The 14,320-nt window shown below is 43.4% G+C and carries 14 protein-coding genes; 6 read left to right on the top strand and 8 right to left on the bottom strand.

Annotated features, from left to right (window positions below; all coding sequences use genetic code 11):
* Positions 1 to 235, top strand: a 235-nt coding sequence (gspS2, locus tag CWO08_RS02550) for a type II secretion system pilot lipoprotein GspS-beta (protein ID WP_108019768.1), incomplete at its 5' end; no start/stop codon positions are given.
* Positions 236 to 466 (top strand): hypothetical protein, encoded by a 231-nt coding sequence (locus CWO08_RS02545; protein WP_108019766.1) that lies wholly within the window; start codon positions 236 to 238, stop codon positions 464 to 466.
* A 92-nt stretch (positions 467 to 558) separates the two neighbouring features.
* Here CWO08_RS02545 and CWO08_RS02540 read toward each other — a convergent pair.
* Positions 559 to 1,736 (bottom strand): IS3 family transposase gene (locus CWO08_RS02540; protein WP_102420178.1). Its coding sequence is split into 2 segments (ribosomal slippage): positions 559 to 1,478 and positions 1,478 to 1,736, totalling 1,179 coding nucleotides; the frame shifts between segments, so codons are not numbered across the junction.
* 421 nt (positions 1,737 to 2,157) lie between these two features.
* Between CWO08_RS02540 and CWO08_RS02535 the strand changes: the two genes are divergently transcribed.
* A complete protein-coding gene (locus CWO08_RS02535; RefSeq protein WP_102431583.1) occupies positions 2,158 to 3,000 on the top strand; it encodes a GyrI-like domain-containing protein in 843 nt (280 codons plus the stop codon).
* 414 nt (positions 3,001 to 3,414) lie between these two features.
* Positions 3,415 to 3,741, top strand: coding sequence for a hypothetical protein (locus tag CWO08_RS02530; RefSeq protein WP_102549349.1), 327 nt, complete (start codon positions 3,415 to 3,417; stop codon positions 3,739 to 3,741).
* Positions 3,742 to 3,834: 93 nt separating this feature from the next.
* Here the strand turns inward: CWO08_RS02530 and CWO08_RS24150 are convergent, their stop codons facing one another.
* Positions 3,835 to 4,209, bottom strand: coding sequence for a phage protein (locus CWO08_RS24150; protein WP_108019764.1), 375 nt, complete (start codon positions 4,207 to 4,209; stop codon positions 3,835 to 3,837).
* 113 nt (positions 4,210 to 4,322) lie between these two features.
* Between CWO08_RS24150 and CWO08_RS24405 the strand changes: the two genes are divergently transcribed.
* Both CWO08_RS24405 and CWO08_RS02515 read left to right on the top strand, forming a co-directional pair.
* The gene (locus tag CWO08_RS24405; RefSeq protein WP_371957750.1) at positions 4,323 to 4,523 is read left to right on the top strand and encodes a superinfection immunity protein; all 201 of its coding nucleotides are present in this window, start codon (positions 4,323 to 4,325) and stop codon (positions 4,521 to 4,523) included.
* A gap of 901 nt (positions 4,524 to 5,424) precedes the next feature.
* Positions 5,425 to 6,354, top strand: coding sequence for a carbamate kinase (locus CWO08_RS02515; protein WP_102431585.1), 930 nt, complete (start codon positions 5,425 to 5,427; stop codon positions 6,352 to 6,354).
* A 219-nt stretch (positions 6,355 to 6,573) separates the two neighbouring features.
* Here the strand turns inward: CWO08_RS02515 and maiA are convergent, their stop codons facing one another.
* From maiA to CWO08_RS02485, 6 genes are all read right to left on the bottom strand, one after another.
* On the bottom strand, positions 6,574 to 7,278 hold the full coding sequence (gene maiA, locus CWO08_RS02510) for a maleylacetoacetate isomerase (protein WP_102479846.1): 705 nt from the start codon (positions 7,276 to 7,278) through the stop codon (positions 6,574 to 6,576).
* A 21-nt stretch (positions 7,279 to 7,299) separates the two neighbouring features.
* Positions 7,300 to 8,337, bottom strand: coding sequence for a fumarylacetoacetate hydrolase family protein (locus CWO08_RS02505; RefSeq protein WP_102479844.1), 1,038 nt, complete (start codon positions 8,335 to 8,337; stop codon positions 7,300 to 7,302).
* A gap of 12 nt (positions 8,338 to 8,349) precedes the next feature.
* Positions 8,350 to 9,480: a homogentisate 1,2-dioxygenase gene (locus CWO08_RS02500; RefSeq protein ID WP_102479836.1), complete on the bottom strand. Its 1,131-nt coding sequence runs from the start codon at positions 9,478 to 9,480 to the stop codon at positions 8,350 to 8,352.
* Positions 9,473 to 10,546, bottom strand: coding sequence for a 4-hydroxyphenylpyruvate dioxygenase (gene hppD, locus CWO08_RS02495; RefSeq protein WP_102479834.1), 1,074 nt, complete (start codon positions 10,544 to 10,546; stop codon positions 9,473 to 9,475). The genes CWO08_RS02500 and hppD overlap by 8 nt, the downstream gene beginning before the upstream one ends.
* A 375-nt stretch (positions 10,547 to 10,921) precedes the next feature.
* Complete coding sequence (locus CWO08_RS02490) at positions 10,922 to 11,581, bottom strand: HAD family phosphatase (protein WP_102433011.1); 660 nt, start codon at positions 11,579 to 11,581, stop codon at positions 10,922 to 10,924.
* Positions 11,582 to 11,908: 327 nt separating this feature from the next.
* The gene (locus CWO08_RS02485) at positions 11,909 to 14,293 is read right to left on the bottom strand and encodes a response regulator (protein ID WP_102433012.1); all 2,385 of its coding nucleotides are present in this window, start codon (positions 14,291 to 14,293) and stop codon (positions 11,909 to 11,911) included.
* Between the last annotated feature and the right edge of the window lie 27 nt (positions 14,294 to 14,320).

Genomic DNA, 14,320 nt, shown 5'->3' with positions numbered 1-14,320 from the left:
CTCAATCACACTCGTAAATACACAGTCAGAGGGCGATAGTGTCACTCTTGTTTTCGTAAAAAAGAAAACTTTGAATATGGACCGCTTAGTAGAAAAAGTCGCCGTTAGTTTTTGTGACAACATCGAAATAAGACCACTATTAGAGAGTGGGATCTCTTATCGAATCATTACCTTAGGAAAAAATGAGAAAGTAGAAAGCCTTAACGTCATTTCTCTAGCTAAGTGCTCTAATTGAATGCTTAGCAGTCGAATGGATAAAAGCCAATACGAGTTGTTCAATGTACTCAATGACACTATTTTATTGAGGTTTGACCGCCTTACACCTTGGGAAAAAAACTTTATCACAGAGTTACACTATAAGGTCGTAACTAGACAACTCATTTCAATTAAACAAAAACAGCTTGCTTTAAAAATTTCAATGAAAGCCTATAAATCAAAGAAGAAAAACGCGCGTTCCAACGTTTAATTTAAGCTCGTGTATACCTAATCTGTTCAAGGTCCTCTAAACCTTGGACAGATTAGTAGTATTTGCACTTAACGTATTGAAAATTGTAGTGGTCAACTGATATTGGCCACGTTCCTAGAGTTTAACCAGAACAATCGTTCTGATTCATTGGGAGTCAAACCACCGTTGTATTGGTGCGGGCGGAGTTGGCAATAATACCCAATAATGTATCGAGTAATTTCTTGTTGTGCCTCTGCAAAGCTCCGATAACCTACTGTAGGTATCCATTCCGTCTTCAAGCTTCTAAAGAAGCGTTCCATTGGTGCATTATCCCAGCAATTTCCTCGTCGAGATAAGCTTTGCTTGATCTGAAAGCGCCACAGTAATTGCCGATAACTTCGGCTTGTATAATGACTGCCTTGATCGCTGTGAAACATGACGCCCTGTGGTTTACCACGAGACTCATAAGCCATGGCAAGAGCCTTACGAGTTAATCGACTATCGGGCGATAATGACATTGCCCAACCAATCGTTTTTCTAGCGAACAGGTCTAAAACTACGGCTAAGTACATCCAACGATAGCCAGTCCAAACATAAGTAACGTCACCAACCCAAACTCTGTTTGGCTCCGTAACTGCAAACTGGCGGCCTAAGAGGTTTGGGATCTCAATATGTTCTTGTGATGCTTTACGATACCTGTGTTTTGGCACTTGGCAGCTCACTAGACCAAGGGCTTTCATGAACTTCGTTGCTCTGTAGCGACTCAGGTTAGTTCCCTGACTCGTTATTATGTCAGCAATGGTTCTCGCTCCCGCAGAACCGTTGCTTGCGGCATGTGCCTCGCTAACTAAACTACGGAGCTTTGCTGTTTCGGCATCAATTTCTACTGGACGTTTTCGCCAGTAGTTATAACTGCTTCGATGAACATTGAACACTTCACATAATATTTTTACGCTGTGGCTCTGCTTGAGTTTCTTGATTATCAAGAATTGTTCAGTGAGTCCGACATCAACAGAGCCGTGGCTTTTTTTAATATTTCATTATGCTCTTCAAGGCGAGCTAACTTCTTTTTTAATTCACGTATTTCAATTTGCTCAGGCGTCATCGGCGATGCTTTAGGTGCTTTCCCCTGACGTTCCTCTTTTAGTTGGCGAACCCACTTATCCATCGTGGACTTCCCAACATTCATAGCTTGAGCAGCCTCTGTCACAGAGTGGTTCTGATCTAGAACCAGTTGTGCCGCTTCTAATTTGAATTCAGCGCTAAATAGTCTTCTTGTACGTTTTGTCATAGTGTCACCTGTTAACTTATGAGGTGATGATATCACCTCTAACTAAGTGACCAAATTCAGCGTACCACTACAAGCGCCCCTCCACGGATAATGAAGTGACGCTGTGGAGGTTTTTTTGATCTTAGTATTCGATGTTTTTAGGTAGAGTAGTCAGGATATGTCTGTCACTTTTTAACTCTAGCTTTAAGCCGTTCCAACAGACTGCTCGAACTCATTTCGGCCCCGTAGTGTTTTATTCAGTAGCCAAATTGGCAATGTTCTTTAGTTACTTTTTCTTATGTTGCTTGTATTTTTTAGATTGATGTCAGGTTTGAAAACGGTCTTGAATCTAAACTTTCAGACAAATTAGCAATAATGGAAAATCACTTAGTCTCGCGGTATAGGACACTACCTATGTCGAAATAGGATGGATGTATAAGTAATGCAGAACAACTATGTGAGGTTGGAGAAGGTAGTGAGGTATTTAGAATCTCACCTTGATCAACCGATGGTAATAGAAGAGCTATTATCAAAATTTCACTTCTCAAAATACCATTTTCATCACTTGTTCCGAGCCTATTATGGCGAGGGTGTATATGCGATGCGTAAGCGCCTGCTTTTAGAGAGGGCGGCACGAAGTATTGCTTATGGAGATGAGAGCATGACTGAGATTGCTTTTTCTTGTGGCTATGAAAACCAAGCTTCTTTTAATAAGGCGATGCGAAAGCAGTTCTCTTGTACACCATCGTATATTCGTCATCAAAAAACAGTTCCTGCCTTAAAAGGGCAACAACTCACTAGTTTTGAGGACATAAAGATGAATATAAACGTTGTCGATCGCAAGTCTACGGAAGTCCTGTATTCCAGAGGTAGTGGCAAATACAATGATGCTGCTGCAACCGCATGGGGTCAACTGATGCCGTTTGTTTATTCTAATCGCTTAATTCAACCCGAGACAATAACGATAGGAATAAGCCATGACGACCCGAATATAACCCTTGTAGATAATATACGCTACGATGCATGTGCAACGATCGTTACTGAGATGGAATTACCTGAAGGTATCGAGCGCAAGACAATCTTGGGTGGCAAATATGCCAAGGCCTTACACAAAGGTACTTACGAGAAACTCTCTGAAGCTTATAGCTATTTACTCTTGAAATGGCTACCAGAGAGTGGGTTTGAACTGCGAGATCAACCATGCTTTGAGGTGTACCTGAATCGAGACCCAAGACGAACTAAACCTGAGAATTTAAAAACCGAAATCTATATTCCGATCAAATAGCTAAGAGAGCTTCCCTTGAGTCAGTCAATCACGGCTGACTCACTTTTGCCCCATTTCTACTTAGTGCTTTTACTCGTTCATATCCTGTTAATGACCTTTTGCAATACTAAAAGTTATCCATTCTTCTCATGCTGTTGGCTGTTAATCCCCGAGATGTATCACGGGGTAAATTCTAACTATCAGCGCTTGCAAAGCTCTGCTCTAGTTGCAAGCTTACGCGCTAGAATTATGCTCGAAACGTTATAGAGCAACATTATAGTTTATGCTCAATACACCGTGTTTGGTTACATAACCTATTGTTCTTTAAGTAAAGTATTTAGTATTATTACTTTAACAAGGTACAGGATGAAAAACTTCTACATTAAAATATAGAAATTCCTTTTCTAAGGGCCTTTATAAATTTTGGAGAATAAAATGGACGATTTAACTACAGCAATGCAAAGTGTTAGAGTTGGTATTTCTCTACTTTCTGACACGATTGGCTTGGTCAAACAAACTAAAGATGCATTGCCAGATTCTCAAAACAAGCAAGCGATAGAACAGTCATTGGAGGAAGCAACTAAAGCAACGAAATTAGCTGAGGCTCAAATAGCCCAAGCTTTAGGCTATAAACTTTGTCAGTGTACTTTCCCCCCTCAAATAATGTTATCTGAGGGTTACATAGAATATGAGGAAGTCTTTAAATGTAGGGCTTGCCATAAATCATCGAAGCGCCCACAGCGTCCGCTACATTTTATATAACAGGTAAAGTGTTTTAAGCAAAACCTCTATAAAATAACATTCGATGAAGAAACTCAGCAATTTATTCTCAATGTTGGGTTTCTTATTTAGGGTTTAAACTTTCTCTTTAATTCTTGCTATCGACCTAGCAACCCTTAAAAGGTACGTCGATGTCTTAATTTCTAGTTCCGACTGAATCCCCAATAGCGCAATCCCTGCTAGTATTTGTTGCGGTCTCACCACTTGGCCTGTTGACAGATCCATACTGTCATATAACATTTTGAACTGTTCCCAATTTTCACTAATGCTTAGTTCCCGACCTTTGGCCATCCTCATAAGCCTTTTACATTCAGGTGGTATTGGATTGCCCTCATCCCATCCTGTGACTGTTCTCACACTTTTAAAACACAGTTTTGCGACCTCTTCCTTGGTCATTTGGCACTCTAACTCTCGAAAAATGTAATTCTTACTCATTTCGCGATACTTCAATGATAAAACCTTTAAATACAATAGGTTGCAATGAACTAATAAGATATGCACCATTAAGCGCAATCAGGCATAATGAACACCGATTTAAATCAGTTTAATATGTAGTTTTTCACATGGTGGAATTTTCAATGGATCTTGGTTTCATTCAATTAATGGTTTTGTTGTTTTTGTACTTTTTACCTTCCTTCATTGCCGGTTACAGGAAGCATCACAACTCCACACCAATATTTATCTTAAGTCTACTACTAGGGTGGACTGGCATCGTATGGATAGCTTGTTTCGCTTGGTCTTTTAGTTTTGTAAAAAAGAACTAGTGGCTTTAGAAACAAGAACGGCTCCCGATTGGGAGCCGTTCTTCGTTGTAAGGGGGATGCGATTGAACATAATAGGAATTAATCCGCACCTAAACTAATCCAACTTTCTTGCTAGTGCGATGAGTAAAATCGCATTAGCTCTTCCCAACAACTTTGCAATACCTGTGATTATTCATGGTTTTCTAAATTAGCAAAGGCACTGGCAAGCTTTTGTCCAAAATTGTCACAATATGATTTTTAACCCTTGGCATTTCCTGGTTCAAAAGCTCTCCCTTTTCGATTAGTGCCCCGTAAAACGGCTTTTACCGACAAACGGTTGTGTGCAAGATATATGGAGCATTTAGCTATCAGACAACATCTGGAGTAAAGGCAGCCGATTGAAAACCGATGACTGAATGAAGCAAGTAACGGGAGAAGCATTAAACACTAAACACTTTAAGCAGCCCTTGGTTGGCCGATAAAAACCGATTCTAAACTACTAAGCTCGTGAATCCTCACCTCAGTATGGCCTCGTGCCTTTTCTAAAGTTCTTAATGCGATCTGCTCATCATATTTAAAACAAAAATAGAAAAATAGTCATTTTATAGCCTGAGATAATATTCACTAAAGACGAATCATTTATACCAAAAAAGACTCCACCGCTAGATTGTATCCAAGCTTATGGATATTTAATCGAATTTAAATAATTGCCGTTTCCACAGCTCCATTTCTAGTCAAATGATAATTTGATAGCTATCACATTTAGAACGGTTATTTTCCCATACTATCTCGGCATGTTAATTACTTAAGAGTAATTAACAACCTAGTCATTGTTATTAATAAGCTTGAACCCAACTAGAAATAACAAGCGGTTAATTCCTACGTAAAATAAAATCATTATAAAATGATCGGAGACATTATCATGCGCATAGTATTAGCTTTAGGCGGTAACGCTCTTTTAGCAAGAGGCCAAGCATTAACGGCTGAGAACCAACGTGAAAATATAATCAAATCCGCGGCGAGTATTGCCGCGATCGCTCGCGAGCATGAGATTGTTATCGTTCATGGTAATGGCCCACAAGTAGGTTTGTTGATGGAACAAAACGCAGCTTATAGCGAATATTCACCAGAGACGACCTCGTACCCAATGGATGTACTAGGCTCTCAAACCTGTGGCATGGTGGGCTACATGTTACAACAAGAGCTAAGAAACATTGATCCTGAATTAGACGTAGCGACGCTAGTCACGCAAACTGAAGTATGCAAAAAAGACCCTGCGTTTGCTAACCCGACTAAATTTGTTGGCCCTGTATATACAGAGCAACGAGCTAAAGAGTTAATGGCTCAGAGCACAATGCAATTTAAAGCTGATGGCGAGTACTACCGTCGCGTTGTGCCTTCTCCTCTGCCCAAAAACATTGTTGAAATTCAGCAAATTGAAACTCTTCTAGATACAGAAAATCTTGTTATCGCTTGTGGTGGCGGCGGTGTTCCCGTGAGTATCGAGCAAGGTAAGAGTACTGGCGTAGAGTGCGTAATTGACAAAGATCTTACGGCTGAATTACTGGCTGAAAAAATCCATGCTGACTTATTTATTATCTTAACAGATGGTTCGATTTTCCGTAACTATGGTAAAGAAGACCAAGCAGAAATGAAGCAAGCAACGCCTGCTGGTTTAGCAGAATTTTCATTCCCTGCTGGTTCTATGGGGCCAAAAATTGATGCCGTTTGTAAATTCGTTGAAGCTGGATTGGGTAATGCGGCGATTGGTTCACTATTTGATTTAGATAAAATAATTACCAATGAAGCTGGTACTCTAATTACGAAAGGCGAAGGTGTTATTTATTATTAGCATTATCGAATGATAATCACAACTAATATAAAACCTTGGGTTAAAGCCTCTTATTTAATAACGAGGCTTTTTTATTAAGGCCATATTAGTGCCAAATGGGATAAATATTCACTCACTCACTCACTCACTGAATTTAATATTTTTATTTTTGGAAACAGCTTCTTTCAAGAAACGGTTTGGTAGCGCAAGGGAAGAGTATTTGCGTTTACATCAATGAATCTACATGGACTCATTCGCATCCGCTTGATTCTCTGGCATCGCCTCAATAAAAGCGGGCAACTGATTACACGCCTCAACAATCGAGTTAATCAACGGATACGGCGACATATCAACGCCAAAGCGCAGCGCGTTATACACCTGCGGCACCAAGCAGATATCGACAATGCATGGTGAATCCGTGAGGCTATACACCGAGTCACCGTGTGCTTTTCTGTGCTTTGCCAACTTCTCTTCTAGAGCACAGAAACCTTGGCTCATCCAATAGTGAAGCCAGTCCATTTTTGCCTCTTGCTCGCACGACAACTCTCGCTCCAAATACTGCAACACACGTAGATTATTCAGAGGGTGAATTTCCATCGCAATGTCCTGAGCCATCGCCAGTGCTTGATAGCGCAATGGTGTTTGCTCTGGAATGAGCGAGGAGTCAGGGCTGCTCTCACACAAATAGTGTTCATCGAGATATTGAAGAATAGCCAGTGACTGATTGAGTTGAACTTCACCATCCACCAGCACGGGCACTAATTGGCTGGCGTTGAGCTCACGATATTGTGGGGCATGCTGCTCACCGCCATTACGCACCAAGTGCACCGATTTAGACTCGTAGTTGAGTTGCTTCAGGTTTAATCCAATACGCACTCGATAGGCTGCGGACGAGCGCCAGTAACCGTAAAGTATAATGTTCTTGTTCACGATGCTCTCACTCATACAGAAATCCTATTACGTGGATTATAGCGCTCGATACTGGCTCACTTTTTGGTCAATCGCACCAAAAATGGAGTCACCCGCTGCATCGAACATCTCAAGCTTGATCGAATCGCCAAACGACATGAATTGAGTCGAAGGCTTACCATCACGAATCGTCTCAATCATTCGCACTTCGGCAATACATGAATAACCCACACCGCCTTCGGCAATTGAGGTGCCGTGGTCAGTGCCTTGCTTATTAGAAACCGTGCCCGAGCCAATGATTGCACCGGCCGATAGTGGGCGAGTTTTCGCAGCATGGACTACTAGTTCAGCAAAGTTGAAAGTCATATCGACGCCCGCATTCGGACAACCAAAAGGCTGGTCGTTGTAGGTCGATATCAACGGTAGATGTACCTTGCTGCCTTTCCATTGCTCGCCAAGCTCATCAGGTGTTACCGCAACCGGAGAGAACGCCGAAGACGGTTTAGACTGGAAGAAACCAAAGCCTTTCGCGAGCTCAGCCGGAATCAAGCCGCGCAGCGACACATCGTTCACCAACATCAGTAATCGAATCGACTCGTGCGCCTGTTTAGCACTTGCACCCATTGGCACGTCACCGGTCACAATCGCGACTTCGCCCTCAAAATCGATACCCCACCCGTCGCTAGCAAATTCAATATTGTCACGTGGACCAATAAAGGCATCTGAGCCGCCTTGATACATTAATGGATCGACCCAGAAGCTTTCTGGCATTTCAGCACCACGAGCCTTACGCACCAGTTCAACGTGGTTTACATAAGCGCTGCCATCAGCCCATTGATAAGCGCGTGGCAATGGTGATTCACAATACTGAGTGGCAAACACTTCACTTCCCGTCACATGCCCGTTATTGAGCGAGGTGTATAACTCTTCTAACTGAGGAGCAACGCTGTCCCAGTTATCCAAGGCTACCTGCATGGTGGGTGCAAGATGCATTGCGTGGAAAATCTCCGTCGCTGGCACGCACTGTTTGAGATCTTTACTCACGACCATCAATAGGCCATCGCGAGTGCCATTTTTCTTGGTTGCTAATTTCATCCTTGTTGCCCCTTACTTCTCTTGCCAACTGTAGACATATTCTTTGTTCTCAACGCTATCAAGTTCGTCAGAGAACTGCAGTGCATGGCGAGTATCGATCATCACCGCGACTTCATCGGTGAACTTTTTCTTATGCGCCTGACCTGCCTTAAAGGCTTTAGGGTGAGGCCCATGCGTGAAGCCAGCTGGATGGAAGGTCACCATGCCCGCTTCAATATTGTCGCGACTGAAGAAGTCACCAGCGTGATAGAACAGCACTTCGTCGTAGTCATCATTGTTGTGGTAGAACGGTACTTTCAGCGCACCTGGATCGCTCTCAATCGGGCGTGGTACAAAGGTGCACACCACAAAGCCTGCGCCAACAAAGGTAGTGTGTGCAGACGGTGGCAAGTGGTAGCGATGTGACATCAGCGGTCTGATATCGCGCCAATTCACCTTCACCACGGCCAAATCACCATGCCAGCCAATTGCATCCAATGGATTGAACGGATAAGTGATCACACTGACTTTGTCGTGGCGCTTCACCTGAACTTGGGTTTGGTTTTCTGAATATTGAGCGCGGAATTGATCGTTGATCGACGGGGTTTCAAGAACCGCCGGATCAAATACCGCGTGATTGCCGACCATGCCTTTCTCTGGCAACGAGTAAGCCGCGTCGGTGTTCTCAATCATCAAGATGAACATCGGCTCGCTTGGCTCCAAGCGCCAGTTGGTTGAGCGCGGGATCATCACGTAATCCCCTTCACTCACCTCTAGATGACCATAGTCACAATAGAGATCGGCGCTGCCTTGATGAATGAACAGCAGCTCATCACCGTCAGAGTTACGCACCAAGAAATCCATCTTCTCATCCATGCGCCATACGCGGATTTTGCAGTCTGCGTTGTGCAAAAGATGAGGCACCGCCCAAGGGGTTATCTGGCTAGCTTTCTCCACCAGCGTAAAATCAAAAGCGCGAGGACGTAAATCGCCCTCCCACTCCGACCAACCTGTTGGCGCATGTTGGTGATGAAAGTGAGCGGCAGGGCCAAAGAAACCACTTCGGCCCGCCTCTCGCTCATAGATTGCCTCTTCAGGGAAGTCGGCATGCGCTTGTTTCGAGCATACCCCCTCCCGATGAGGAAATGAGATCCATTTATGCATCGTCTAATACTCCTCGACGAATCTGGTCCTCTTCAATCGATTCAAACAGCGCCTTGAAGTTGCCTTCGCCAAAGCCTTCGTTGCCTTTACGCTGGATGATTTCAAAGAACACAGGCCCGATTACTGTCTGCGTGAAAATTTGCAGCAAGATGCCGTCTTTGGTCGGCGCGCCATCAATCAGAACGCGCAGGTCGCGAAGCAGGTCGGTGTCTTCACCGTGGCCTTTCACACGATCGTCAACTTTCTCATAGTAGGTGTCTGGGGTTGGCATAAAGTCCATGCCGCGATCACGCAGGGTTTTCACTGTTTTGTAGATGTCATCTGTAGCAAGTGCGATGTGTTGAATGCCTTCACCGTTGTATTCGCGAATAAACTCTTCAATTTGTGATTTATCGTCTGAAGACTCATTGATAGGGATACGGATTTTGCCACATGGTGAGGTCATGGCGCGGCTCACAAGGCCTGTTAGCTTACCCTCAATATCGAAGTATCTAATCTCACGGAAGTTGCCGATACGCTCATAAAAACCAGACCACAGGTCCATGTTGCCTTGTTTCACGTTGTGCGTGAGGTGATCGATCTCGTAAAGGCCTACATCAGCTTTCGCCATACGCTCTTCCGCATCATCATAGAATCGGAAATCAACATCATAGATGCTCTGCTTGCCGTAACGGTCTACGAAATAAAGCAAACTTTCACCGATACCGTAAATGGCAGGAATGCTCAGCTCCATCGGCCCTATTTCTGTTTTGTACTCTTCACCACCGCCCTTGAACGCTTGCTCCATGGCCGTCGTTGCTTCATTCACACGAAAAGCCATGCCGCAGACCGATGGCCCATGTACCTTAGCAAACGCTTCAGCTTGGCTGTGTGGCTGTTCATTGACGATAAAGTTGATGTCACCTTGTCGATACAGCCAAGCCTCTTTTGAACGGTGCTTAGCGATCTCAGCAAAACCAAGTGACACAAACAGCGCTTTAAGTTGCTCAATTCCCTTGTGGTCAACGGCCGTGTATTCAACAAACTCGAATCCATCCGTGCCAAGCGGGTTGTATGTATCCACCATGAACTTTCTCCTTGTACCTATTGGTTTTGTGTTACGTTTTTTATGAAATGATTGTTTTTTGTCCTTAATTAAATTTGGCCCACAAGCCGAGATAATGGAATGGGTGGAGGAAAATGGGCAATTTCGATGAAACCCTGTCAATTTGTAAAATATTTGTTACACACAGACAGCTAAGGCAGGAAAGTGAGTGCTATCAAGGGATTGAAAGGTGGTGGTTTGATTTACAACTGAGGAATGGATGTTATTGAATTGTTACATACGTACTTTTGTCAGCTGAGGTAATAAATCGAACATTAGACTGATGATGCAAAAAAGCCGCTGTGTCAGCGGCTTGATGAGTTCTAGAACGAAGCTAATTCGAATATAAGAATCGCGTTAATCCCAGTCGAGAATCGACCAATTCGGTTGATCGGCTAACGCTTTTAAACGCGGGCATGGGTTCACCAAATAAGCAAAATCAGCGTGTTCACACAAAGGTAAGTCGTTGATTGAATCCGTATAAAAGTGAATGTCTGAGTAGTTGGTTTCTTGGTTGTCTAACCACTCTTTTAAACGGGTGACTTTACCTTCTCGGTAACTTGGTACACCTGATATTTGAGACGTAAAACGGCCTTGTTTTTCAATCAAATCGATACCAAGTGCGTTTTCGATACCCATCTTACGGCCCACGGCTTCCACTAAGAAAGTTACGCTGGCAGAAATGATCAGCATATCGATGTCGTCATTTTCTAGCTGTTCAATCAAAGGTTTCGACTGCTTGAATTGCTTAGGCAAAATATGCTGTTCGACACACTCTTCAACCAATGCGGTGACTTGCTCTGTTGGCATGTCGGCTAGTGGCTGCATGGAAAATCTTAGGTAATCTTCCATGTTCAGCTTACCTTCTGAATACAGGCCCATTAAGCGCTTATCTTCTTCGATAAAGTTGGGGGCTGTGGCAATGCCCTTTTCAACCAAGAATTCATTCCATAGCATCGCTGCATCGGCATTGATCAGCGTTTCATCCATATCAAATACATACAAAGGTTTGAACATCTTAGGCTCTCACAGGTTGAATTTCGTTAAGGTTAAACAGGAGTTCAAGTTGGCAGTATGCTATTACGAAATTGTGACAAATTAAGCGTATTTTCGTGGCAGTTGCATTTCACCCATATGACAACCGTTCCTCCTTGCTTACGTCTTAAGTACAACAACTTATGAATTCAATCTGTATTGATAAGCGGTGCATTGGCTATCTAAATGTTTTGATTAACTCGATATGTGTTAGCTAACCAAGTACTAATTAGCTAAAAAAACTCCGACGGATTCAGTCGGAGTTTTATTTGATTGAGTATGCTTTAGCGAGACATCAGCTAGTTGAACCTAAACAATCTTCTGCTCACTTTCGCCCGCGAGATCGCTTTTATCCGACATAAAACTCGCGGCAATCTCTCTCAGCTTGCCTTGATTAACAGGCTTAGGTAAAAACTCATCCATCCCCACATCGAAGCACAAGTGCTTGTCTCGCTGTACAACGTTGGCAGTGAGCGCAACGATAGGAATATGTTTAGAAGTCCCCTCCTCCAGCGCTCGAATCTGTTTAGTCGCTTCGAAGCCATCAAGAACCGGCATCTGACAATCCATAAAAATCATCACATACTCATTGTATTTGAATTTCTCGACTCCAACTTTACCGTTGTCTGCGATGTCAACTTCAAAACCCAACTTCTTGAGCATCATTTTGGCGACTTGTTGGTTCACTCTTGAGTCTTCTACCACCAACACTTTTCCGCTAAATAACGCGGTTTCAGGCTTAGACTCTTCAGCCTTGACGCTCTCTTTCGCCACCACCGCTGGTTTAGTTGTTGGTGCAGGCTCATTATCCTTAAACGCGACTTCACCTCGGTTTGGATAGGTGAAGGTTGAAGTATCCGCCGATCTTGCGAGTACCTCACTGACGGTCCATTTAAGTTGGTTATCTTGATAAGGACGAGCAATGTAGGCAACAAACCCCACTTGCTTAGCGCGTACTTCATCTTGTTTTCTTGGGTCGGCAGAGATCATTACCAATTTAGGACAATCTTTACCAAATCGCTCCATTAACCTTCTTGCTAGCTGGAACCCATCGATGGAAGGCATGACTTTATCAATCAACACCAGATCATAAGGTGACGACTTCGCAACAGACTCTGAAACCAGATCTAACGCTTGAGTAGCGGTTTCACAGCACTTGGAGGTCACGCCAAATGACTGAAGCTGTGTAGAGGTAATACGCATGTTCAGCTGGCTATCATCAACCAGTAGTACAGAGACTTTATTAAAATCAATGTTGCTCTCGTCGACGTCCAAACACGGGTCAAAGTCAGCAGTAAAGTAGAATGTACTTCCCTTACCTTCGACACTGGTTAGCTCAAGCTTACTGCCCATTAGGGTTACGATCTTATCGCATATCGTTAGACCAAGCCCGGTGCCTCCGTAAATACGCGTAGTGCTGCCATCTGCTTGTTGAAACTTATCAAACACCGATTGTTGCTTGTCTTCTGCGATACCGATACCACTGTCGGTCACCTCAAATTTCACTCTGAGCTTTTGTTCTGGTTCGATGACTTCTTCCAAGCGAAGTGAGAGCGTGACATGACCATGCTCAGTAAATTTGATTGCGTTGCCGACTAGGTTATTCAGGACTTGTCTTAACTGGGTTCGATCGCCAATCACCATGGTTGGGATCTTAGGATCAATCGCCAGTTGGAATCTGAGCCCTTTCTGTTCGGCTTTGACTCTGAAGGTCGACTCTACATCAGCAGCAATGCCCATCATTTTCATCGGTTCTTGCTGAAGTTCTAAACGACCTGCTTCAATTTTCGAATAATCCAAAATGTCGTTGATAAGGTCGAGAAGAGTCAACGAAGAGGTATTAAGCATGTTGACGTACTCTTTTTGCTCTTTCGGCATATCCATTTCTGAAAGCAGAGACGAAAGTCCGATAATTCCATTCATTGGAGTGCGGATTTCGTGGCTCATGTTAGCCAAAAATTCACTCTTGTTACGGTTAGCAACTTCAGCCGTCTCTTTGGCTTTAATCAACTCTTGATACTGTTGACGAATGCGTTCAATTGATTGGTTGTAGCTGTTTTCCAACGTCGATATTTCATCTTTATAAGTAGAGTCGGTTGGCGTTAAAAAACGTGGTTTATTGTCTTCAACTTGCTGCTCGTTTATCTGAGAAGACATGGTCATTAAGCGTTTGACTACCAAGCGATAAACAATGGCCAAAGAAACCAATGACAACAAAAAGATTTTCACGGCTTCAAAAGCGAGTAGCAACAGCACTCGCTCTTCGAAGTCATTGAGGATCATACTTAAATCGGATTGCACCGTGAGGGTTGCAAGTGGGAAGTCTTTTCCCCCCATCTGATACACCATTTCCCATGACTGAGAATACGATTGCCCAGCAGTAGGGCTGCCAAGCTCTAAGATTTTTTCATCAGGGTTTTCAATGAGGAGATAACTAACCGAAGGGAGGCGTGAGATGCCCTCTGCTTGCACAAACAACTGAGCACGATCTTCAACCCATAGGCTTGACGTTAAACCAGAAAGGTAGCCAGCTTTAACCTGCTCGATCTGAGAACTGATAAAAGAAACTCGATTTTGGTACTCCACATACAGCCCCAGACCTGTCACTATAACTGTGAATAAGGTACTGATGGCAATGATGGCCCCGATCAACTGTCGAGAGAGTCCAATATAGCGTTTTCCTTTTTTCACCATATAAAAATTACCAATGTTGTTATCTTA

Source organism: Vibrio sp. 10N.286.48.B8, assembly GCF_003050085.1.
Lineage (GTDB): Bacteria > Pseudomonadota > Gammaproteobacteria > Enterobacterales > Vibrionaceae > Vibrio > Vibrio crassostreae.
Note: the sequence above shows the minus strand (reverse complement) of the source record. Positions and strands in the feature narration are given on the sequence as shown.

Excerpts from the sequence above, each read along its gene's own strand:
- CWO08_RS02545 (WP_108019766.1), top strand. The coding sequence starts at position 236 with ATGCTTAGCAGTCGAATGGATAAAAGCCAATACGAGTTGTTCAATGTA.
- CWO08_RS02535 (WP_102431583.1), top strand. The coding sequence starts at position 2,158 with ATGCAGAACAACTATGTGAGGTTGGAGAAGGTAGTGAGGTATTTAGAA.
- CWO08_RS02530 (WP_102549349.1), top strand. The coding sequence starts at position 3,415 with ATGGACGATTTAACTACAGCAATGCAAAGTGTTAGAGTTGGTATTTCT.
- CWO08_RS24405 (WP_371957750.1), top strand. The coding sequence starts at position 4,323 with ATGGTGGAATTTTCAATGGATCTTGGTTTCATTCAATTAATGGTTTTG.
- CWO08_RS02515 (WP_102431585.1), top strand. The coding sequence starts at position 5,425 with ATGCGCATAGTATTAGCTTTAGGCGGTAACGCTCTTTTAGCAAGAGGC.
- maiA (WP_102479846.1), bottom strand. The coding sequence starts at position 7,278 with ATGAGTGAGAGCATCGTGAACAAGAACATTATACTTTACGGTTACTGG.
- CWO08_RS02505 (WP_102479844.1), bottom strand. The coding sequence starts at position 8,337 with ATGAAATTAGCAACCAAGAAAAATGGCACTCGCGATGGCCTATTGATG.
- CWO08_RS02500 (WP_102479836.1), bottom strand. The coding sequence starts at position 9,480 with ATGCATAAATGGATCTCATTTCCTCATCGGGAGGGGGTATGCTCGAAA.
- hppD (WP_102479834.1), bottom strand. The coding sequence starts at position 10,546 with ATGGTGGATACATACAACCCGCTTGGCACGGATGGATTCGAGTTTGTT.
- CWO08_RS02490 (WP_102433011.1), bottom strand. The coding sequence starts at position 11,581 with ATGTTCAAACCTTTGTATGTATTTGATATGGATGAAACGCTGATCAAT.
- CWO08_RS02485 (WP_102433012.1), bottom strand. The coding sequence starts at position 14,293 with ATGGTGAAAAAAGGAAAACGCTATATTGGACTCTCTCGACAGTTGATC.